The sequence below is a fragment of the Rhodanobacter sp. IGA1.0 genome (assembly GCF_040208325.1).
GTDB classification, from domain to species: Bacteria; Pseudomonadota; Gammaproteobacteria; order Xanthomonadales; family Rhodanobacteraceae; genus Rhodanobacter; species Rhodanobacter spathiphylli.
In genome coordinates, this window is the sequence record NZ_CP157948.1 from 2,459,111 (window position 1) to 2,480,631 (window position 21,521).

Consider the following 21,521-nt stretch of genomic DNA (forward strand, 5'->3'; position numbering starts at 1 on the left):
GCACCGTCGCCGCAGAGCCGTGGCGCTAATCTCCCTGCCAGCCGTTGCTGTATGACGCTGACCCCGCAACCAGCCGCCACCCATCGCGGGCGTCCGCCGACTTCATCCGGAAGGCTGAGGCGCGTCGTTCCCCTCAAGCCCGAGAGCCCATGAGCAAGATCGGCACTGCCCTCTGCATCACCTACCTGCTGGCCATCCTCGTCTGCCTGGGATTTGCCCTGACCGCCCACGGCGACCCCAAGGGTCAATTCGTCTTCGCGCAAATCCCGATCGCCCTGCAAGGCAGTTTTGCGGTTGGGCTGGGATTCGGTCCGGCGCTGGCCAGACTGTCGTGGCCCGAGGCCTATCTGTATCTGGCCGGGCCCACGTTCGTGTTGCTGTATGCGGTGGGTTGGGTGATTACGGCGACGATGCGCCGCCTAGTATCCGCATGGCAATCCACGCGCCGCATGGCCTGACTGTGCGGGGCCTGTCCGGCTGAACGGATGCGACTAAGCACCTCGAAGCATGCTGAACTCCCGAAACCACCTTGCTGGCAACGGCTGGGCCAAATGCCAGACGACATCCATCGGACGGTCCCCCTCGATGCTTTCCAGCCCCACCGGGCCGCAGGCAAGATAAGGCTCACCCTTACGAGTGCGCACGAACAGTTGAAAACCCCATCCGTTGGCAGGGCTTTCCATATAACGCCGCCCGCTTGCGTTATCGGGTCCTGCGCTGTTCTGCGTTTGCCAATGGAAGCGTGCTGGGCTGATAGCGTAGTCACGATAGGCTATTCGATCGTGGTAACCGGCGCTTTTATCCAACGTAACGAAAAGCAGCTCCGTCTTCCGGGCACTCAACGCAAGGCTGCCCGACTGGAATGGAGTTCTCCGGGTTGCCGTTAGCCATCCCACCGCAGTGAGAATCTCGCGAATGTGGTAGCTGGCGTGCAGGCACAAAGGTGTGTCGTCCAACCCGGGCAGTGCCTTGAACGACACCCCTTCCCGGCTTTCCAATACGTCAGCCAGCTCGGCCATTTCGGCGCCAATCGCCGGATTCTGGGCTATACGCGCCATGAATTCAGCCGGCCCTCCGACCTGGGCATGGGTGCCATCAACCTGATACGCGAGCATCTGCAACTCAGGCGGAGCATCTTCGGTCAGCTTCGCATCTGAGTCGCCGGACATACCCGCTGCACGCAAGGCGTCAAGCCGGCGTGGATCATCGATATGGCACAAGTCGCCAATCCTTCGACTGAAATAGGCTTCCTCCGGCCCCGGCTCGGCCACCATCAGCCCCGCGTCGCGTTTCAGTTCGGTCCATCCACTACGCGCTCCCCGGCGATAGACGTCTCCAAGCTCCAGCGATTGTTCACGTAAAAAGTCGGCAAGGACGATGTTTCCAGTACCACGCAGTGCCGCATAGGTCTGCAGTTCGACGCGTAGCCGCCGCCAGTTGTTAGCCACCAGGGCCTTCAGCCCGCGCAACACCTGCTCGCGCGTTTGTCGTTGCAATTGAATGTGGCAGCCGGGCGGCAATTGACTGAATCCGTGTTCCACCCCGTCCAACACTCCCTGACGACTGAGCCCGGTTAACACGGATAACAGCCGATCAAAACGGAAGTCCATACGGTGTTGGCCCACGAAGTCCAGAATCAGGCAATTTTCTTTGCCCGGAGCAAGCCGCAGACCACGTCCAATCTGTTGCTGGAACAGCAATCCACTTTGGGTTGGCCGTAGCAGGAGCAAGGTGTCGACCGATGGCAAGTCGACGCCTTCGTTGTACAAGTCCACCGTGACCAGTGCACACAGTTCGCCACGGGCCAGACGCTGCGGAGCAAGTCGGCGTTCATCCTGCGACGTCTCACCTACGACGCATGCCGCAGGCAATCCCGCTGCATTGAACCAGTCAGTCATGAACTTGGCGTGAGCTACGGAGACGCAAAAAACCAGGGCTCTTGAGCGCCTTGGATCGGCAACCAAGCGCTGCCATTCATTCACTACCAATCGCGCGCGCACATCATTTCCGGTGACCAGATTGTCGATGGCCTGTCGTTCACCAGGCCGATCCCATGGCACCTCGGAGAAATCGGTGGCGTCGTCGCACGCGTAGTATTCGAACGGAGCCAATAGTTGCTGGTCCAGGGCGTGCCATAAGCGAAGCTCGACTGCCGGACTCCCATCCGGCCGCGCATCGAAATAGTTGGCAATCGACTTGCCATCGCTTCGCTCAGGCGTGGCGGTCAGTCCCAACAAAATTCGCGGCTGAATAGCTGTAACGAACGCGTCAAAGCGGTTGGCGGCCAAACGATGACATTCATCAACGATGACCGTGTGCCAGTAACCAGCACCCACTTCCTGAATCAATTGACGACTGGTCAGGCTGTCGATAGTGGCGAACACATGCCCAAACTGTTCCGGTCGACTGCCACCGGCCAGCAGCTCCCCGAATTCCGGATCACGTAGCACTGCACGCCACGTGTGCAGCGCCTGGCGCAGGATCTCTTCGCGATGAGCCACGAAGAGCAAGCGCGGCTGACCACCTTCGATGGCACAGGTACGTCGATAGTCGAACGCAGCGACCATCGTCTTGCCGGTTCCGGTAGCCGCGACGACCAAATTGCGATTACGCCCGTGTTCCCGCTCGTTGATGAGCTGTTCGAGCATCTCTTGCTGGTAATTCTTGGGCTGCAGATCGAAGAACGTCGGCGCCGCCAGGTTCGACACGCCGGATTCGCGAGCCAGCGCAGACGCAAGCGCTAGTCGGTGCTCGTTGTTGTCCGGGTCGTAAGACTGGAACTCGTTGTCATTCCACAGCGTCTCGAAGTGCGCCTGCGCCCGGGAGAAAACGGCTTGCTGTGCACGCTCGGCGAGCTTGACCGTCCACTCCAGGCCGCCCGTCATTGCCGCGCCTGACAAATTGGCGCTGCCGATATACGCCGAGCCAAAGCCACTGGCGCGGTGAAACATCCACGCCTTGGCATGCAGGCGAGTCCGCCGACCATCAAGTGACACTCTGATTTCGCAGCCGGGAAGACGCGCCAGTTCGTCGAGCGCGCGTAGTTCGGTGGCGCCTGTATACGTGGTGGTGAGCACACGGATACGTGTACCAGTCCCTTTTTTCGCATTCAGAGCGGTAACCTGGCGCAGCACGTCCGCAATCTTGCGCACACCGGATACGGTGATAAAGCTGACCAGAATGTCGACCCGATCAGCCGAGCCAAGTTCGCTGCGTATCTCCTGCAGCAGGGACGGCGTGCCCTTGGCCGCGGTGAAAAGCCAGGGCATCCCCAATCCAACCTGCGGCGCAGTCGGGAAGAGCCGGTGCTGGTCCACTGCCTTCAGCAATCTCACGGGTGGAGAAACCAGGTCGACAATCTGCGCCAACTCGTTTCCGTTGCGCTCAAGGAGCGCTCGCTGACGCAACGTCACAAGCAGCGCATTGACCAACTCAAGCTGACGAAGCAGCTTGTGGTCACCTTCCCCACCCATGTCGTCGAGCACATCGGCAAGCTGCCGTGCAACCGCATCGGCAAGCACATCCACGCCGCCGCCGGTCAGGGCTTCCACCAAAGATTGTTCGGGTAGCAATTGCTCCAGCAAGCGCTCCGTTACCAGCGAATCGTACAAACCATCCTGTAGCGCCATGCTCGCCCCCCTGCCATTGTTTCTCGTCCGCAATACTGCAGCCAAGAACATCGCGCACAAGGTGCGCTCCTACGAAATTCCGGTGCGTTGATGCGCCAACGCGCCAGCTTGCACCCACCACTTCAACGCGAACTCCACAAACTCCAGGTTACAGCCCATCGAGCTTGACCTTGATCCGGCGCTCATTGGCTCGCGAGCGCACCATCTCGACCAGTTCGAGATCCTCCAGCCGCTGCAGCAGGCGCTTGTAGGTTTCCGCAGGCACCAGATAGGCGCTGGGCTTGTTGTGCACCAGCACGGCCACCGATTCACCGTCGGCGGCTTGAATCACGGCACTTGGGTTGCGCTTGAGTTCGGTGATACTGATGCTCGCATCGGCAAGGATGGCTTCCATATTCGTCTCCAAATCTGGCACCTGATATGGCACGCGATACGAATATTCTCAATCCCGGAAGAGGAGCGGGCGTAGCTGGACCAGGAAACCCGCCCTTCGCTTCCGTGCGCCAGCCTGCGCCGGTCGCCGCTAGATCCGCGCCGCCGGGTACAACCAGCGTGCATGGGTTCGCGTCAGCAATTCCGGCGCGCCGGACGTTTCGTTCCACAGTGCGGCGCACTGTTTGCAGCGCATCAGGAAGCTCGGCGCTGCGGGGTTCGTGGCCAGTCGCTCGAAGCGGTCGTAGGGCGCGTGGTAACCCGTTTGGCAGTGGCTACAGAGCATGCGCGGCCGAGATATCCGAACAGATGCCCCGGGCGTGCGTGCCTGCGTTTGCGGCGGGCATGCGTGCTGCGCGAGGCCGGATGCTCAGCGTTTTTTTCCGAGTACGCGCACGGCCTGCTGCAGCCACGTCATCGCATCCAGTTGCTGCCATAGCGCCAGCGTCTCCTGTCGATAAATCCATGCCTCCTCGTCACCGCCGACGGCGATGCCCCAGCCGTCTTGCCGCGGCGGCTTGGGATTGGCCTTGAGCAGCCAGGCCGCCGGTTTCGGATAGGCCGCCACGGCGTCGCCCAGCGCGCCGATGGCCATATCAGATTGACCGGCGGCGAACAACGCCAGCGCCCGGTTGTATTGCATCGCGGCGAAATCGTCGGGGTAGCACTCGGTGAGTGCCAGCGCGTCCGCGACGCGACCGGTGTGCAGGTAGGCGCGCACCAGAGCGTGGCGAAAGCCCTGGTTGTCGCTGGGATTGAGTTCGCATACCAGCCATTCCAGCCGCGCCACTTGCGCGGCATCGGGCGTTTGCCCGGCATCGATGGCGACGCGTTGGCCGATCAGGTTCAGCGCAGGCCGGTTCTGCAACCAGCCCCACTCGAGCCGCTTGCCTTCGGCGCGATTGGCACGCAGCACTTCGCGCAGCAGGCGCTCGGCGCGATCCAGCACGGATCGCGCGAGGTTTGCGGTGAATATGCCCATGCCGACTTCGTCGATGGCTGCCACGATGGTGTCCAGCACCTCGAACGCATTCCACAGCTGCGGCTGTCGGCGCAGTTCGGGCAACCATTGCGCAATGTCGGCACCCTCGCCGCCAAAAACCGGGGAGTGGCTGTCGCTGCCCGCGAGTTGCTCCCATGCTTGCAGCGCCTTGGCCATGGCCTGACTCGGTTCGAGCGGGCCGGCTTGTGCATCGCTCGGCTCCAGGGTGTAGGCCGAAGCGATCGCTGGCGCCGTCTGCAGCAGCTGCGCCAGTTCGCGCAAGTCGGGCTGGTTGTCGAGCGCCATCTGCTCCATGGCTTGCTCGCCATGGGTAACGATATTGCGCATGAAGGCCACCAGGTGTTCCAGTTCCGGATCACGCATGGCGGCCAGCCGATGCGCCCAGAAGCGTGCGCGCTCGCGTGCCTCGGCGTGGCGCCCCTCGGACATCAGCAGGGTGACCTCCAGATGCGACAGCGAAGGCGATTGCGGGTCGCTGCGCTGCGCTTCGGCGAAGTATTGCCACGCACCGGCGTAGTCGTCGCTGTCGGAGGCGATCGACGCCTGGCGCTGCAGGGCTGCCGAACGCAGGCGACGGTCGCCCACTTTGATCGCACGTGCGAGCAGCTGCGCCTTCTTGCGGGGCCGTTGCAGCTGGCCATAGGCATCGAGCAAGGTATCGAACAAGGCTTCACGTCCGGCATGGAAATCAGCGTCGGCAACGAACCAGGGTTCGAGCAAGGCGCAGGCTTCCCTCGTGAAATTGCCGGTGGCCAGCTCCATGGCGGCATGCGCCACCATGTCGGGCGCAATTCGGCTGCCGGCCAGCTCGCTCCAGCGCCGACGCGGCAAATGCTCCAGCAGCGTGGGCAGGAAGTTGATCTGCCCCATCGGCAGGTCGTGCTCCAGCATCAGGCAGCACTTCTTGTACTTCTGACCGGAGCCACACGGGCAGGCGGCATTGCGCTCGGTCGCCGGCAGTGACGGCAAGGCGTAGTTCAGCGTCGGCTGCGGTGTCTGTCGCCATACCGACCTTGCCACGGCGAGCGCCACCGGCCAGCGGAGAACGTCGTGGCGGCCGTACAGGACGTTCACGGCGTTGACGTAGTGCGGGTAATCGACGCCGCGGGCAATCATGCCGACGCAATGATTCCACAGTTCATCGAGGGCATTCGAAAATTCGGGGGGAAGGCTTTCGTTGGTCATGTCGTCATTGTCGCCGTTCCCGCGGTTCCGCTGCCACCAAGGAAGGATCGCCCCCGGACCTGCGCAGGATGACGTGCGGTCGGACTGCAAAGAGCCGGCGGCCCTCCCCGGTTCTCAATCGCGGGAATGCGCAGATGGAAAAAGCCCGCCGGATGGCGGGCTCCTGGACTGCAGGGTACTTGGCGTCTTACCCCAGCAACACCCGGTTCATCCGCTGCACGAAGGCCGCCGGGTCGGGCAGCTGGGCGCCAGCGGAAATCTCCGCCTGCTCCAGCAGCAAGGTGGCCAGGTCGCGCGCCTTGCCCTCATCGACCTCGGCTTCGACACGTTTGACCAGCGCATGCTGCGGATTGATCTCCAGCGTGGGCTTGGAGTCGGGCATGTCCTGCCCGGCCTCGCGCAGCAGGCGGGCCAGGTGCGGCGCCATCTCGTAATCGCTCAATGCCAGGCAGGACGGCGAATCGGTGAGGCGCGCCGACACCTTCACTTCACCCACGCGATCACCCAGCAATTCCTTGAGCTTCTTCAGCAGCGGCTCGGCTTCCTTGGTCGCCTCTTCCTGCTTTTTCTTGTCGGCCTCGTCCAGTGGCACTTCGCCCTTGGCAACGCTCTTCAGCTTTTTGCCGTCGTATTCGCTCAGGCTGCCGATCATCCACTCGTCGATGCGGTCGGACATCAGCAGCACTTCGATGCCCTTGGCCTTGAACGCTTCCAGCTGCGGGCTGCCGAAGGCGGCGGCGTAGCTGTCGGCGGTGATGTACCAGATCGCGTCCTGACCCACGGCCATCCGGCCGATGTAGTCGTCCAGCGAGGTGGTCTGATTGGTGCCGTCGCCCTTGGTGGAGGCGAAGCGCAGCAGTTTGGCGATGCGTTCGCGGTTGTTGGCGTCCTCGCTGATGCCTTCCTTCAGCGTGTTGCCGAAGGCCTTGTAGAAGGTGGCGAATTTTTCCGGCTCGTCGCGCGCCAGCTTCTCGATCAGGTCGAGCACGCGCTTCACGCAGGCGGCCTTGATGCGCTCGAGCTGGCGGTTGTGCTGCAGGATTTCGCGGCTGACGTTGAGCGGCAAATCATCGGCGTCGACCACACCGCGCACGAAGCGCAGGTAGTTCGGCAGCAGTTCTTCGGCGGCGTCCATGATGAAGACGCGCTTGATGTAGAGCTTGAGCCCCTTGCGTTCGTCGCGGCCACCCATCATCAGGTCGAACGGCGGCTGTGACGGCAGGTACAGCAGCGTGGTGAAGCTCTGGCTGCCTTCGACGCGGTTGTGCGTCCACGCCAGCGCGTCGTTGAAATCGTGGCCGAGCGACTTGTAGAAACTCTGGTAGTCCTCGTCGGAAATCTCCGACTTCGGTTTGGTCCACAGCGCCGAGGCGGCGTTGATGGTCTCGAATTCGTCGGTGGGCTTGTCGTCCTTCTCCTTGGGCATGCGGATCGGGAAGGCGACGTGGTCGGAGTAACGGGTGATCAGCGAGCGCAGCTGCCAACGCTTGAGGAATTCGTCCTCGTCGGCCTTCAGGTGCAGGATGACGGACGTGCCGCGATCGGCCTGCTCAATCTGCTCCAGCGAATACTCGCCCTTGCCGTCGCTTTCCCACTTCACGCCTTCGCTTTCCGGCGCGTCGGCGCGACGGGTGATCACGGTGACCTTGTCGGCCACCACGAAGGCGGAATAGAAGCCCACGCCGAACTGGCCGATCAGCCGCGCGTCGGCCTTTTGCTCACCACTCATCGCTTCGAGGAAGCGCCTGGTGCCGGAGCTGGCGATGGTGCCGATGTTGGCCACCACTTCGTCGCGGGTCATGCCGATGCCGTTGTCGCGCACGGTGACGGTACGCGCATCCGGGTCCCAGCTCACGTCGATGTGCAGTTCGCTGTCGCCAGAAATCAACTCGTGACGGGCGATCGACTCGAAGCGCAGCTTGTCGCAGGCGTCGGAGGCGTTGGAGATCAGCTCGCGCAGGAAGATCTCCTTGTGCGAGTACAGCGAGTGGGTGACCAGGTGCAGCACCTGGGCGACTTCGGCTTCGAACTTGCGGGTTTCGGCGGGTGCGTTCATGCGTTGATGTTCCAGAGTTGCGTTGACGATGGGCGTTGGCTCCTCCCCCTGCATGACAGGGGGAGGTCGGGAAGGGGTTCGCTTTTGACCTTGGCTTCCAAAGACAAGCTCAGGAGCACCCCACCCCAGCCCTCCCCTGCAAGCAGGGGAGGGAGTAAAAGCTTCAATCAGCCGGCCTTCTGCAGCGCGGCGATGCGCTCGTCCAGCGGCGGGTGGCTCATGAACAGTTTCCTGAAGCCTTCCGCCAGCGGGCCGGAGATGCCGAACGCGGCGATGGTGTTCGGCAGCGTGCTTTCGCCGTGGTTGACCTTGAGCCGCTGCAGGGCGGAGATCATCGCGCCGCGGCCGGCGAACTGCGCGCCGGCCTGGTCGGCGCGGAACTCGCGCCAGCGCGAGAACGCGGCCACGATCATCGAGGCGAACAGGCCGAACACCACCTGCAGCACCATCACCACCACGAAGTAGCCGATGCCACCGCCGCCACGATTCTCGTCGCGGCCACCGCTCATCCAGCTGTCGACGGCGCGGCCAACGATGCGGGCGGCCAGGATCACCAGCGTGTTCAGCACGCCCTGGATCAGGGTCAGGGTGACCATGTCACCGTTCGCGACGTGGCCGATCTCGTGGCCAAGCACGGCGCCGACCTGTTCGCGGTCCATCTGCTGCAGCAGGCCGGAGCTCACCGCCACCAGCGAGCTGTTCTTCGTCATGCCGGTGGCGAACGCGTTCATTTCCGGTGCGTCGTAGATCGCCACCTCCGGCATGCCGATGCCGGCGTTCTGCGCGTGGCGGCGGACGGTGTCGACCAGCCAGCGCTCGGTCTCGTTCTGCGGCTGCTCGATCACCCGGGCGCCGGTGGACCACTTGGCGATCATCTTCGACATCGCCAGCGAGATGAAGGCGCCGCCCATGCCGAACACGGTGGCGAAGGCCAGCAGGCCGCCCATACCGCCGTAGCCGCGTGCGGCGGCCATCTGGTCGATGCCGAACAGGCGGCAGACGATGCTCAGCAGGAGCAGCACGGCGAGGTTGGTGGCGATGAATAGCGCGATGCGACGCATGGCTGTCTCTCTTGTGGCAGTCATGAAGGGGAATGGTGGACGGTCGAAGATTCGGGGCGGCAAGGCGCGCTTTCAAGGGTTTGGAGCGGCATTTAAGATGCGCCGATGACTTATCGCGGCCGCTTTGCCCCCTCGCCCACCGGACAACTGCACTTCGGCTCGCTGGTTGCCGCGCTGGGCAGCTGGCTGTGCGCGCGACATGCCGGCGGCGAATGGCTGGTCCGGGTGGAGGATATCGATCCGCCACGCGAGGTTGCCGGTTCGGCGGCGGGCATCCTGGCGGCGCTGCCTGCGTTCGGCCTGGTCGCTGACGGGCCGACGCTGTTCCAGTCGACGCGGACGGCGGCTTACGCGGCGGCGATCGAGCAACTGCGCGCCGCCAATGCGCTGTTCCCCTGCTGGTGCAGCCGCAGCGAACTGGCGCGCGGCGACGGCCTTCATCGCGATGCCCGCTGCGTTGCTTCGCCGCAGGCCGACCAACCGCCAGCCTGGCGCTTGCGCGCGCCGGATCTCGACATCGCGTTCGAGGATGCCCTGCAGGGCCAGCAGCGGCAGAACCTGCGCAACGAGGTGGGCGACTACGTGCTGCGCCGGGCCGACGGCCTGTACAGCTATCAGCTGGCCTGTGTGGTGGACGACGCTTTCCAGGGCATCACCGAGGTAGTGCGCGGGCTGGACCTGCTCGACTCCACGCCGCGCCAGATCTGGCTGCAGCGCTGCCTGGGTCTGCCGACGTCGGCGTATCGCCACCTGCCGCTGGTGCTGGATGGGGACGGCAGCAAGCTGTCGAAATCCGCACAGGCGTTCCCGGTCGACCCGGCCGACCCCGTGCCGGCGCTGCGACGCGCCCTCGCCTTCCTGCAATTGCCGCTGCCGCATGCCGGGCACGGCGGGGTGGACGATCTGCTGCTGCACGCACTGGCGCATTTCGATCCGGCGCGTTTGCCGCATTGCAGCGGTCACTCTGTCGCCTGAACCGCTATAACTACGGGACGCGTCGAGGCGACCAGGGGACGGCTGAAACATGCGTCTGCCATGCTTCGGTGCGATCGCATTCGCGCCTAACCGAACAGGAGATCCAGGGAAATGACTCAGCGTACGGCATTGGTCACAGGCGGCACCGGCGGCATCGGCAGCGCAATCGTCCGCTACCTGGCCAGGCAGGGGCATCGGGTGGCCAGCAATTACCGTGACCCGGACAAGGCGGAAGCCTGGCGCCAGGCGATGGCGGCCGAGGGCATCGATGTATGCCTGGTCGCCGGCGACGTCACCGACCCGGATGCCTGCGCGGCGATGGTGCGCGCGATCGAGGAGAAGTGCGGCCCGGTCGAGATCCTGGTCAACAACGCCGGCATCACCCGCGACACCACCTTCCACAAGATGACTTATCAGCAGTGGACGGACGTGATCAACACCAACCTCAACGCCTGCTTCAATGTCACCCGCGCGGTGATCGACGGCATGCGTGCGCGCAAGTGGGGCCGCATCGTGCAGATCAGCTCGATCAACGGCCAGAAGGGCCAGTACGGCCAGGCCAACTACGCCGCAGCCAAGGCAGGCATGCACGGCTTCACCATCTCGCTGGCGCAGGAGAACGCGAAGTTCGGCATCACCGTCAACACCGTCTCGCCCGGCTACGTCGCCACCGACATGGTGATGGCCGTGCCGGAAGAAGTGCGCGCCAAGATCGAGGCGCAGATCCCGCTGGGCCGCCTGGGCAAGCCCGAAGAGATCGCCCACGCCGTGGCCTTTCTCACCGGCGAGGAAACCTGCTGGATGACCGGCGCCAACCTGGCGATCAACGGCGGGCAGTACATGGGCTGGTGAGGGAGCAGGAGCGAGTGAAGAGGAGTGAGAAAAGAGAGAAAGCAGGCTCTTCACTCACTTCTCGCTCCTCTTCACTCACTTCTCGCTTTTCCCCAGCAGCTTCTCGATCACCTTGCCCACCGCCGCGAAGGCGAACGCGCCGGTGATGTGGGTGGCCGCGCCCAGGCCGCCGCCGCAGGCCAGGTTCAGCGAATCGCCGCCCGGCGGGCGGGTGCCGCACACGGTGCCGTCCGGTTGCGGGTATTGCACGTTCTGCAGCGAATAGACGGCTGAAACGCCGAAGTAGCGGCTGGCGTTGCGGGGGAAGTTGAAGTCGGCGCGGAGCTTCTTGCGGATCAGGCTGAACATCGCGTCGTGCTCGGTGCGCGACAGGTCGCGCACGCGGATCTGGGTGGGGTCGGTGCGCCCGCCGGCCGAACCCACGCTGACGATCGGCAACTTGCGCCGCCGGCACCACGCGATGGTTTCCAGCTTCACCCGGAACGCATCGCAGGCATCCAGCACCACGTCGTAGCCGCGGTCGAGCAGTTCGTCCAGGGTCGAGGTGGTGAGGAAACGCTCGACCGCCTCCAGCCGGATGGTCGGGTTGATCGCATGGGCGCGGGCAGCCATCACGCCCACCTTGGTCTTGCCGTACTCGCCATCCAGCGCGTGCAGCTGGCGGTTGGTGTTGGATACGCAGATCTCGTCGGCATCGATCAGGGTGAGCCGGCCCACGCCGCTGCGCGCCAGCGCCTCGACCGCCCACGAACCGACGCCGCCGATGCCGATCACGCACACATGCGCCTGCGCCAGCGTGGCCACGCTGCCGTTGCCGTACAGGCGCTCGACGCCGGCAAAGCGTTCGGCCGGGAAGCTCGGCTCGCTCATCGCGGGCCGCCGTTGCGGCATCGGGTCATCGTTGGACGGATCACGGGCGGACCTTGCTGTGGGGAGCGGGCATTTTATCGTGGACGGTGGCTACGGGTGCGTCGGCGCAGGGTATCCTTGGCGTTCCCTTCATGATCGGAACCTCAATCCATGCGTGCAGCCCTGATGATCCTGCTTGGCCTGGTGATCGGCGTGATCGGCACCGTCAACGTGATGAACGCGCTGGGCGCACGCAATCCGATGCCGAAGGCGGTCATGGATACCATGGGCTATCACGTGGGCGAACTGAAGGACGCGATCAAGGCGAAGCAGTGCGAGCCGGCCCGGGTGCAGCACCACCTGGAACGCCTCGCCTCCACCGCCAGCGACATCACGCCGGTGTTCGGGATTAGCGAGAAGACCTTCACCGACGACGCCGGCAAGCTGCAGACCCAGCTGCAACAGGCGGTGCAGGCCGCGCCGGCCAGCTGCGAGGCGCTGGTGGCCGCGATCAAGCCGGTGGGCGAAACCTGCAAGAGCTGCCATCAGCAGTATCGCTGAGGCAAGAGCGACCCCACCCCGACCCTCCCCTGCCAGCAGGGGAGGGAGAAGAGCTGAAGTCAGAAGCTGAGCTTGCCGCGCAGCATCTGGGCGTACATCACCCAGTCGCCGGCCAGGCTGTACAGCGGATGCCTGAAGGTGGCCGGGCGATTCTTCTCGAATACGTAGTGGCCGATCCAGGCGAAGCCGTAACCGCACAGCGGTGCCAGCCACAACCAGCGCCACTGCCCGCTGGACACGGCAAGCACGACCACCGCGATCACCAGGCTGCTGCCGATGAAATGCATCCGGCGGCAGCGGCGGTTGCCGTGCTCGCCGAGGTAGAACGGATAGAACTCGGCAAAACTGCTGTAGCCGGACATGGCGAGGCTCCGCGTTTGGACGGCCCGATTCTGCCGCATCCCTGCGGAATGTGGCGCTATGCCGGCAAGGGAATGAATTCTTCCTCGTCGCCGGGCACGGTGGGAAAGCGTCCTTCGCTCCAGTCCGCCTTGGCCTGCTCGATGCGCTCGCGGCTGCTGGCCACGAAGTTCCACCACAGGTGGCGCTCGCCATCCAGCGGCGCACCGCCGAACAGGATCAACCGGCTTGGTTCGCCGGCGTGCAACGGAGGCGGCTGTTCGCCGGCCTGCACCGCCATCTGGTGCTTGCCGACTTTCAGTTCGCCCCAGCTCACGGAGCCGTCGACCACATGCACGCCGCGCTCGGCGTGCCCGGTCGGCAAGGCCAGCTCGGCGCCGGCTTGCAGACTCACTTCCAGCATGAACATCGGCGCGAACACCTTCACCGGTGAACGCTGACCGTAGGCATTGCCCGCGATCAGCACGCCTTCCACGCCCGGCCCGCTGATCCGCGGCAAGGCCTCGCGGCCATGGTGGTGGAACTCCGGCGCTACCTCGGCATCGGCCTGCGGCAGGGCGACCCAGACCTGGATGCCGTGCAGCTTCTGGCCAGCGGCCCGTTCGTCGGGCGGCGTGCGCTCGGAGTGGGTGATGCCATGGCCGGAGGTCATCCAGTTGACCTCGCCGGGACGGATGTCGGCCAGGCTGCCCAGGCTGTCGCGGTGGCGGATCGCCCCGTCGAACAGCCAGGTCACCGTGGCCAGGCCGATGTGCGGGTGCGGCCGCACGTCCATGCCCTTGCCCGCCGGGAAATTCACCGGCCCCATGTGATCGAAAAACACGAACGGACCGACATGGCGCGCCTGCAGCACCGGCAGCATGCGACGCACGACGAAACCGTCGCCGAGGTCGTGCTCGCGGGCGTCGGCGATCAGCCGGGGACGACTTTCCATCACGTGCTCCTTACCAGGCCCGCTGATATTGCGCCGGCGCGGCGATTTTTGCGCCCAGTTGCTGCGCCGCCCGCCGCGGGAAGTAGGGATCGCGCAGGCTTTCGCGGGCGATCAGCACCAGGTCGGCCTCGCCATCGGCGATGATCCGGTCGGCCTGTTCGGCTTCGGTGATCAGGCCCACGGCGCCGGTGACGATGTCGGCCTCGCGGCGGATCTGCGCGGCGAACGGCACCTGGTAGCCCGGTCCCAGCGGGATCTTCACGTGCGGCAGCAGGCCGCCGCTGGAAACGTCGATCAGGTCGACGCCCAGGGGCTTCACCATGCGCGCCAGCTCCACGCTCTGCGCCGGGTCCCAACCGCCTTCGTCGGCCCAGTCGGTCGCCGACACGCGCAGCCACAACGGCAAGTTGTCCGGCCACACCTCGCGCACGGCGGCCACGACTTCACGGGTCAGCCGGGTACGATTTTCGAAGCTGCCGCCGTAACGGTCGTCGCGGCGGTTGCTCAGCGGGGACAGGAACTGGTGCAGCAGGTAACCGTGCGCCGCATGCACCTCGACGAGCTGGAAGCCGGCCTCCAGCGCGCGTGCCGCCGCGGCGCGGAAATCGGCGATCACCGCCTGGATGCCGGCCTCGTCCAATGCCAGCGGCACGTTCCAGCCGGTGTCGAACGGCAGCGCCGAGGGGCCCACCACGGGCCAGTCGCCCTGCCCGGCCGGCACCGGGCCGTGGCCGTCCCAGGGACGCAAGGTGCTGGCCTTGCGCCCGGCGTGGGCCAGCTGGACGCCGGCGATCGCCCCGTGTTCGCCGATGAAGCGGGTGATCGGTTGCCATGCCTGCAGCTGGGCCTGGTTCCACAAACCGGTGTCCTGCGGAGAAATGCGCCCCTGCGCCGAGACCGCCGAGGCCTCGGCGATCACCACGGCGGCGCCGCCGACCGCGCGACTCCCCAGGTGCACCAGGTGCCAGTCGTTCGGCACGCCATCCGTGGCCGAGTATTCGCACATCGGCGAAACCACCAGCCGGTTGCGCAAGGTCAGGCTGCGTTGCTGGAACGGATCGAACAGGTTCATCGGGGCATCCATCGGATCGAAAGGGTCGACATCCGGGCGACGGAGTCGGGAATCAAGCTGTCGACTGTACGCGTTCGGCGAACAGCGCATCCTGCACGGTGAACCATTCGGCCATGCATGCGGCGATCGGCACCGGCGTTTCCATCCAGCCGAAGTGGTCGGCCGGCCGGCCGCCCAGATCATCGCGGTTGATCACCTCGATCTGCCGGATGCCTGCACCCAGCTTGCCCAGCAGCCATTCCAGCGAGGCCTGCGGACCGAGCCAGTCTTCCTTCAGTCGCAGCGCCAGCACCGGCAGCTGCAGGGCGGCGAGCCGTGCCTCGAAGTCCTGCGACATGCCCGTGGCGGCATAGCGACCGCTGCGGCCGCTGCGCGCCCAGTCGTCGATCACGCCACGCGCCTCGTTGCCCCCGAAGCCGATGCGACGCCCCGGCAGGTAGCCCATCAGTCGTGCCAGCCACGGCGCCAGCGCGTAGGCCGCGGCGATCAGCCAGCCATGCCGGAAGCGCCGCCAGTACGGCGAGCCACTGGCCACCAGCAACAACCCGGCGGACACCGACGGATGCAGGCTCGCGCAAAGCAGTGCCAGCTGGCCACCGAGGCTGTGGCCGCCCAGCCACTTGCGCGCCCGCGGCCAGCGCGCTTCCAGCAATGCCATGCCGGCGGGCAGGTCATCCTGCAGCAGCTGGCGGTACGCCCAGTCGCAGCGGCGACCGGCGCGGCGATCGCTGGAGCCGATGCCGCGCCACTCGTGCAGCACCACGGCGATGCCGCGTTCGGCCAGCGCCTGGGCCAGCGGCAGGTAGTGACGGGCCGGCATGCCCATCGCTGGCAGCCAATACAACAACTGGTGCCAGGCGCCGGCCGGCAACACCGCCAGCAACTCGAAGCGTGCGCCGTCCGCGGCAGTGACCGGGATCACCAGCGACGTGGTGGCGGAAGCATCATCAAAAGAAGGGTCGGACATTCCCACAGGCTAACCAATCGCCGCGTCGACCACAAAAAAAGGGCCGGCTTGCGCCGGCCCTTCATACAGGTTCCGCTACCGCGATCAAACGGGGGTAACGTCTTCGGCCTGCAAGCCCTTCTGTCCGTCCACGACATTGAAGCTCACTTTCTGACCTTCCTGCAGGCTCTTGAAACCCGAGCCGGTGATGGCGCGAAAATGCACGAACACGTCAGGGCCATTATCGCGGCTGATAAAGCCGAAACCCTTGGCGTCATTGAACCACTTCACAGTACCTACTTCACGATCCGCCATGACTCACTCCGATCCAAATCCGAACGCTGAGACAAACCGGCCCCAACGGGCCGACGGTTTTACTGAGCATGCAGGGTCCGGTGCAACAGTCGGATTCAGGAAATCCCTACCGGGCACTCTTGTAGCCAAGCAGACGCAGCACCCCAAGCATAACGGATTTTTTGCCGGCAAGTGATTTGTCAAGCGGCGCCGCAGGAGGATATTTCGTGAAGGGAAAACCGGACATCCGTGCGCGGTTTTCCTGTCATGGCCAGCAATCGAACCGACCCATTCCCCGACCCGGCGATTCGCTCCCCCAGGTCGAATCGGCGAATCCATTCCCGTGGTGTTGCCCGTGTCCGGCATGAAACGGGAAAACACGAATTCCCGTCACGAGCCACCGTAAACGCCAATCCGGCCGCGGATCACCTCCGTGTCCCGGGCATTGAAGCCATGGCATGCGGAAATTCAGGTTTTCTTGACTGGCCGCGCGCTCTAGTGGCGGGAGCCGGCCGGTTCCCTGTGCGCATGGACCCGCCAAAGACCCAGACCCCCGAGGAGATCGACATGCCCAAGCTGCCCCGCACGATCCTGGTTGGCGCGCTTGCCGGCCTGCTGCTGGCCGGCTGCGCCGAACACCCGAACACCCGGGCCACCGGCACCACCGCCACCACCACTGCACCGACCAGCCACACCCGTCACCAGAGCGCCTCCGCTGCCAGTGCGGGCGACGATCAGGCGGAGTCGACGGACGAAACCGGGATTCCCGCCTGCGACGATTACCTGTCGAGTTACCTTGCCTGCCATCGCGCTGCGGACATCTATGCGCCGGACCAGTTGCAGTCGCGTTATGAAGCAATGCGCAGCAGCCTGCTGCGCGATTCGAAGAACCCGTCCATCCGGCCGCAACTGGCGGCGCGCTGCAATTCGCTATCCAGCCAGTTGCGTCAGGCACTGGACGGGAAGTCCTGCGCGGAAAATCCCGCGCCCGCAGCAAGCACGCCGTAGAAGCCGCTTAGCCCGGGCCGGCAAGCTTCACCCGGGCCGCTCGCCACTGCGCGCGCAGCAGCCGACCTAGCGATGCCGGTTGCGTGCTTCCCAGCCTGATCTTTTCCGTGCCATGCCATGTCGCGGTGGCCGCGATGGCCCTGGCCACGGCACTCACCAGAGCCGGCTCGGGCCTTGCGTCAGGTTCGAGGAACAGGGCCTTGACCTCGAACACGCCGGTGTCGCGATGCGCCTTGGCGTCCAGCCGGCCGACCAGGCGTCCCCGGTGCAGGATCGGCAGCACGAAGTAGCCGTAACGACGCTTCGCGGCCGGCGTGTAGCACTCGAGCGTGTATTCGAAGCCGAACATGGCCAGCACGCGACTGCGATCCCAGACCAGCGGATCGAACGGCGACAGCAGCGTGGTGAGGGTGGCGCGCAGCTTTCCGGCGAGCGCCTTGTCCAGCCATTCCGCATGCTCGCGGTGCACATAACCGGGCGTACCCCAGCCCTCTACCGGCACTGCCAGCAATTCGCCGCTTTCCAGCAGGGGTGCCAGCTCGCGATCGCTGACCCGGGGCTTGAGCCGAAAGTAGTCGCCGATCCACGCCGCTGGCGTCACGCCCAGCGCCCGCACGGTTTCGAGAATGAAATGCCGGCGCTGCTGTGCCGGCGAGAAAGCGAGCGTGACGTCGAACGGCGGGTCGAGCCCGGCCAGCACCCGTTCGGCCAGATCGTAGACGCGCTGGAACCTGTCGCGCCGGGCCACCATCAGTTCGCCCAGGGCAAACCATGCCTCCAGCCAGCGTTTCTCCGGCTTCCACTCCCACCAGCCCGAGCTGGCGCCGCCGTCGCGGCGCTCGAAGTCCGCGGCGCGAACCGGGCCGGAATCGCGGATGCCCGCCAGCAGCGCGTCCATGTCCTTGCGGTGCTCGCGGTGAACGCGCTGTGCATGGCGGTGCGCCCAGTGATGGCTGCGATGATCCTGTCCGCCCCGGTGCCAGGCGATGTCCGCGGCGCTGACGAAACACGCTTCATGGGCCCAGCACTCGGCGAGCTGCCCCTGCGCCAGCGCCTCGTCCAGCCACGCCATCGGGTAGTTGCCCAGGCGCGAATGCAGGACGAGGTACGGGCTGCGCGCCACCACGTGGATGGTATCGATCTGCAGCATCCGCATGCGCTCGATGGCAGTCACCAGGTCTGCCCGCCGGGGCTGTCGCTTCGGCGGCTGCAGCAGGCCCTGGGCGGCCAGCTGCATGGCCCTGGCCTGGGCCAGCTTCAACATGTGGCCGCTTGCTGAAGCGCCGCCCAACGATGCTTGTTCTTCACGTCTTCATGACCGAAACCTTGAGACGGCATTTACAAATCCCCTGCTAGCGTGGCCTTCGTTCGATCACTGCGAGGTGCCATCCAGCACCCGCCGACTTCACCCGATCATTCTGGCATGGAGTTCCGATGATGAAATATCGCAAACCGCTGTTGACCGCCCTCGCCGCCTCGGCCCTGCTGCTGGCGGGCCAGGTGATTGCCCAGAACTCGACGACACAGAACTCGGCGACACAGAACTCGACGACACAGGACACGACGCCCCAGAACACCGCCCCCGCCAGCGCGACGCCCCAGGCCACGCCCCCCATGCCTGCCGACCAGACCACCGCCACCATGAATACGCCGAGTGGCGAGTTGACCGTGCACTCGAGCATGCCGGCGCCGCCCCCGGCGGGCCCGGCGCCGTCGTTCGAGCAGTTGTCCGGCGGTACTCGCTACATCACCGAGGACCAGGCTTCAGCCTATCCCCTGCTGGCCAACGATTTCATCTACGCCGACCACAACCGCAACGGCCGCATCAGCAAGGACGAATACCAGCGCTGGGCCGCGCAGAAGTAGGTTGCAGCGAAGGCTGCCGGCCTTCGGGCCGGCGCCGGTTGATGTCCGCTCGACCGTCATCCACAGTCCACGCGAGCTCCGCTAGACTGCTGCGCCCGATCCAGGAATCCGCTTTACATGAAGCCATTGATGGCGGCTGCGGCCGTAACCCTGGGCGGCTTCTGCGCCGTCGCTGCCGTGCACGCGCAGAACCCGGACCCCACCGACATCCGCGGCTGCACGGCCATCGAGAGCGATGCTCAACGCCTGGCCTGCTACGACCACGCCACCGGACGGGTCAACCTGCCGGTGGCCCGCAAACGCGTGGATGCCAGCACCCGCACACCAGGCATATTCGGCCGCGACGACAAGCGGGCGTCCGCCGATGAACCGGGCAACAAGGAGGTGGCACAGCCACTGTCCCTGCTGGACAGCCGCTGGGAGCTGTCGCCGGAGAGCAAGCTCGGCACGTTCAACATCCGCGGCTACAACCCGGTCTACGTGATGCCGGCGTTCATGATCAGCCACCAGAACAACCGCCCGCACAGCCCGAGTCCCGACAACACCGTCAGCGGCAACAGCGAGCGGCTGCAGAACGTCGAGGCGAAGTTCCAGCTGAGCCTGAAGGCCAAGGTCTGGCAGGGCGTGTTCGGGGACGCCGGCGACCTGTGGGTGGGCTATACCCAGTCATCGCGCTGGCAGGTCTACAACTCGACCCTCTCGCGCCCGTTCCGCGAGACCGATTACGAACCCGAGGCGACGCTGGTGTTCGACACCCACTACCGGGTGTTTGGCTGGACTGGCCGCCTGCTGGGCATCGGCGTGGACCACCAGTCGAATGGCCGCGGCGATCCGCTGTCGCGCAGCTGGAACCGGGTGATCGCCGACGTCGGCTTCGAGCGCGACGGCTGGACGGTGATGCTGCGTCCGTGGTGGCGCATCCCGGAAGCGCGCAGCGACGACGACAATCCCGACATCAGTGATTACATGGGACGCGGCGAAGTGCAGATCGTGCATGAATGGCACGGCCAGGAATTCGGCATGATGCTGCGCCACTCGATGCGCGGCGGCAGCCGCAGCCACGGCGCGGCCCGCTTCAGCTGGAGCTTTCCGATGGCCGGCAACCTGCGCGGCTACATGGAAGTGTTCAAGGGCTATGGCGAAAGCCTGATCGACTACAACCACAACGCCACCTACCTCGGCGTGGGCATTTCGCTGCTCGACTGGTACTGATGACGACGAAGGCCCGGCAAGCTGCCGGGCCTTCGTTCATCGGTGCCGCGTCACGACTGGCGCAAACTCAGTGGTGATGGCCGCCGGCGCCGTGCACGTGACCATGCTGCAGCTCTTCGGCGGTGGCGTCGCGCACGTCGGTCACCTCGATGGCGAAGTGCAGGGTCTTGCCCGCCAGTGGATGGTTCGCATCGATGAACACCACGCCGTTCTCGACCTTGCTCACGGTGACGTTGATCTGGCCTTCCGGACCGTTGCCCTGGAACTGCATGCCGGGCTGGATGTCCTCGACACCCTGGAACGCCTCGCGCGGAACCTGCTGCATCAGCTCGGCGTGGTGCACGCCGTAGCCTTCCTCCGGCGCCACGTGGGCGTCGAACTTGTCACCCACCGAACGGCCTTCCATCTGCTTTTCCAGGCCCGGCACGATATGGCCCTGGCCATGCAGGTAGGTCAGCGGTTCGCGACCGGCGGAGCTGTCGATGACCTGGCCTTCGTCGTCGGTCAGCGTGTAATGGAAGGCGGCTACGGAGTTCTGGGCAATCTGCATGGTCATCTCGCGATCGGGTTCGGGTTCGCCGGCCACATCGCCGACACGAACCACGCAGTTTAGCAGAGGCCGCCACGGCGCCTGCGAGGGATCGGAAGACGGGCCATGCAGGCCCGTGAACCCGGCCTGCCGTGGTCCGGACGGCAACTTCGGCCCATCAACCGCCGAGACGTGCCCGCGTGTCCTTGCCGATCTTCTCCGGCGTGTCGGTGGAGGCGTAGCGCCTGACCACCTGGCCGTCCGCATCGACCAGGAACTTGGTGAAGTTCCATTTGATCGATTCGCTGCCCAGGATGCCCTTGCCTTCGCTCTTCAGCCACTTGTACAGCGGGTCGGCGTGCTCGCCGTTCACCTCGATCTTGGCGAACATCGGAAAGGTCACGTCGTACTGGGTGCTGCAGAAGTTGCGGATCTCGGCCTCGTCACCGGGCTCCTGGTGACCGAACTGGTCGCACGGGAAGCCCAGCACCACCAGCCCCTGGTCGCGCTGGTCCTGCCACAGCGTCTCCAGTCCCTTGTACTGCGGAGTGAAGCCGCACCTGGAGGCCACGTTGACGATCAGCAGCGTCTTGCCACGCCACTCGGCCAGCGAGCGCGGCTGGCCCTCGATATCGCGAACGGTGAAATCGTAGACGCTGGACATGGCCGGACTCCGTGTTGATGGGGCAATCCGGCA

General features: G+C 65.2%; 21 protein-coding genes. 7 read left to right on the top strand and 14 right to left on the bottom strand.

The genetic code is table 11. The features are described from left to right. Positions 1–149: 149 nt before the first annotated feature. Positions 150–458, top strand: a complete 309-nt coding sequence (locus tag ABNK63_RS11125) for a hypothetical protein (protein ID WP_350015650.1) — start codon at positions 150–152, stop codon at positions 456–458. Positions 459–491: 33 nt separating this feature from the next. Here the strand turns inward: ABNK63_RS11125 and ABNK63_RS11130 are convergent, their stop codons facing one another. The 5 genes from ABNK63_RS11130 to htpX form a co-directional block, all read right to left on the bottom strand. Continuing rightward, entirely contained in the window at positions 492–3,629 is a 3,138-nt protein-coding gene (locus ABNK63_RS11130) for a DUF3427 domain-containing protein (RefSeq protein WP_350015651.1), read from the bottom strand. Between the two features lie 148 nt (positions 3,630–3,777). Then, positions 3,778–4,023 (bottom strand): type II toxin-antitoxin system prevent-host-death family antitoxin, encoded by a 246-nt coding sequence (locus ABNK63_RS11135; RefSeq protein WP_350015652.1) that lies wholly within the window; start codon positions 4,021–4,023, stop codon positions 3,778–3,780. 408 nt (positions 4,024–4,431) lie between these two features. Beyond that, complete coding sequence (locus ABNK63_RS11140; RefSeq protein ID WP_350015653.1) at positions 4,432–6,249, bottom strand: SEC-C metal-binding domain-containing protein; 1,818 nt, start codon at positions 6,247–6,249, stop codon at positions 4,432–4,434. A gap of 187 nt (positions 6,250–6,436) precedes the next feature. Then, a complete protein-coding gene (gene htpG / locus ABNK63_RS11145; protein WP_350015654.1) occupies positions 6,437–8,305 on the bottom strand; it encodes a molecular chaperone HtpG in 1,869 nt (622 codons plus the stop codon). Between the two features lie 167 nt (positions 8,306–8,472). Next, positions 8,473–9,366, bottom strand: coding sequence for a protease HtpX (gene htpX / locus ABNK63_RS11150; RefSeq protein ID WP_350015655.1), 894 nt, complete (start codon positions 9,364–9,366; stop codon positions 8,473–8,475). Between the two features lie 105 nt (positions 9,367–9,471). Between htpX and gluQRS the strand changes: the two genes are divergently transcribed. Further along, positions 9,472–10,341, top strand: a complete 870-nt coding sequence (gene gluQRS, locus ABNK63_RS11155) for a tRNA glutamyl-Q(34) synthetase GluQRS (protein WP_350015656.1) — start codon at positions 9,472–9,474, stop codon at positions 10,339–10,341. A gap of 111 nt (positions 10,342–10,452) precedes the next feature. After that, the gene (locus ABNK63_RS11160; protein ID WP_007806261.1) at positions 10,453–11,193 is read left to right on the top strand and encodes a beta-ketoacyl-ACP reductase; all 741 of its coding nucleotides are present in this window, start codon (positions 10,453–10,455) and stop codon (positions 11,191–11,193) included. Between the two features lie 75 nt (positions 11,194–11,268). Here the strand turns inward: ABNK63_RS11160 and ABNK63_RS11165 are convergent, their stop codons facing one another. Beyond that, positions 11,269–12,063: a tRNA threonylcarbamoyladenosine dehydratase gene (locus ABNK63_RS11165; protein WP_350015657.1), complete on the bottom strand. Its 795-nt coding sequence runs from the start codon at positions 12,061–12,063 to the stop codon at positions 11,269–11,271. 150 nt (positions 12,064–12,213) lie between these two features. Between ABNK63_RS11165 and ABNK63_RS11170 the strand changes: the two genes are divergently transcribed. Continuing rightward, positions 12,214–12,603, top strand: coding sequence for a cytochrome c (locus tag ABNK63_RS11170; protein WP_350015658.1), 390 nt, complete (start codon positions 12,214–12,216; stop codon positions 12,601–12,603). A 59-nt stretch (positions 12,604–12,662) separates the two neighbouring features. On the opposite strand, the gene ABNK63_RS11175 is transcribed toward ABNK63_RS11170, so the two are convergent. From ABNK63_RS11175 to ABNK63_RS11195, 5 genes are all read right to left on the bottom strand, one after another. Next, positions 12,663–12,965 carry a DUF962 domain-containing protein gene (locus tag ABNK63_RS11175; RefSeq protein WP_007806266.1) on the bottom strand — a complete coding sequence of 101 codons (303 nt, stop codon included), beginning with the start codon at positions 12,963–12,965 and terminating at the stop codon, positions 12,663–12,665. Positions 12,966–13,021: 56 nt separating this feature from the next. Beyond that, entirely contained in the window at positions 13,022–13,897 is an 876-nt protein-coding gene (locus ABNK63_RS11180; RefSeq protein WP_350015659.1) for a pirin family protein, read from the bottom strand. A 10-nt stretch (positions 13,898–13,907) separates the two neighbouring features. Beyond that, a complete protein-coding gene (locus ABNK63_RS11185) occupies positions 13,908–14,969 on the bottom strand; it encodes an NADH:flavin oxidoreductase/NADH oxidase (protein WP_350015660.1) in 1,062 nt (353 codons plus the stop codon). Positions 14,970–15,021: 52 nt separating this feature from the next. Next, complete coding sequence (locus ABNK63_RS11190; protein ID WP_350015661.1) at positions 15,022–15,936, bottom strand: alpha/beta fold hydrolase; 915 nt, start codon at positions 15,934–15,936, stop codon at positions 15,022–15,024. A gap of 84 nt (positions 15,937–16,020) precedes the next feature. Beyond that, a complete protein-coding gene (locus ABNK63_RS11195) occupies positions 16,021–16,230 on the bottom strand; it encodes a cold-shock protein (RefSeq protein WP_007806273.1) in 210 nt (69 codons plus the stop codon). A 546-nt stretch (positions 16,231–16,776) separates the two neighbouring features. Here ABNK63_RS11195 and ABNK63_RS11200 point away from each other — a divergent pair. Then, on the top strand, positions 16,777–17,217 hold the full coding sequence (locus tag ABNK63_RS11200) for a hypothetical protein (protein ID WP_007806274.1): 441 nt from the start codon (positions 16,777–16,779) through the stop codon (positions 17,215–17,217). Between the two features lie 7 nt (positions 17,218–17,224). Here the strand turns inward: ABNK63_RS11200 and ABNK63_RS11205 are convergent, their stop codons facing one another. After that, the gene (locus ABNK63_RS11205) at positions 17,225–18,481 is read right to left on the bottom strand and encodes a crosslink repair DNA glycosylase YcaQ family protein (protein WP_007806276.1); all 1,257 of its coding nucleotides are present in this window, start codon (positions 18,479–18,481) and stop codon (positions 17,225–17,227) included. 173 nt (positions 18,482–18,654) lie between these two features. On the opposite strand from ABNK63_RS11205, the gene ABNK63_RS11210 reads away from it, so the two are divergent. Both ABNK63_RS11210 and ABNK63_RS11215 read left to right on the top strand, forming a co-directional pair. Next, positions 18,655–19,083 (top strand): hypothetical protein, encoded by a 429-nt coding sequence (locus ABNK63_RS11210; RefSeq protein WP_007806277.1) that lies wholly within the window; start codon positions 18,655–18,657, stop codon positions 19,081–19,083. A gap of 117 nt (positions 19,084–19,200) precedes the next feature. Next, a complete protein-coding gene (locus tag ABNK63_RS11215) occupies positions 19,201–20,295 on the top strand; it encodes a phospholipase A (RefSeq protein WP_350015662.1) in 1,095 nt (364 codons plus the stop codon). A 67-nt stretch (positions 20,296–20,362) separates the two neighbouring features. Here ABNK63_RS11215 and ABNK63_RS11220 read toward each other — a convergent pair whose 3' ends face one another. Both ABNK63_RS11220 and ABNK63_RS11225 read right to left on the bottom strand, forming a co-directional pair. Then, positions 20,363–20,845, bottom strand: a complete 483-nt coding sequence (locus ABNK63_RS11220; RefSeq protein WP_040672940.1) for a peptidylprolyl isomerase — start codon at positions 20,843–20,845, stop codon at positions 20,363–20,365. A gap of 157 nt (positions 20,846–21,002) precedes the next feature. After that, a complete protein-coding gene (locus ABNK63_RS11225) occupies positions 21,003–21,488 on the bottom strand; it encodes a glutathione peroxidase (protein ID WP_007806283.1) in 486 nt (161 codons plus the stop codon). Positions 21,489–21,521: the final 33 nt, after the last annotated feature.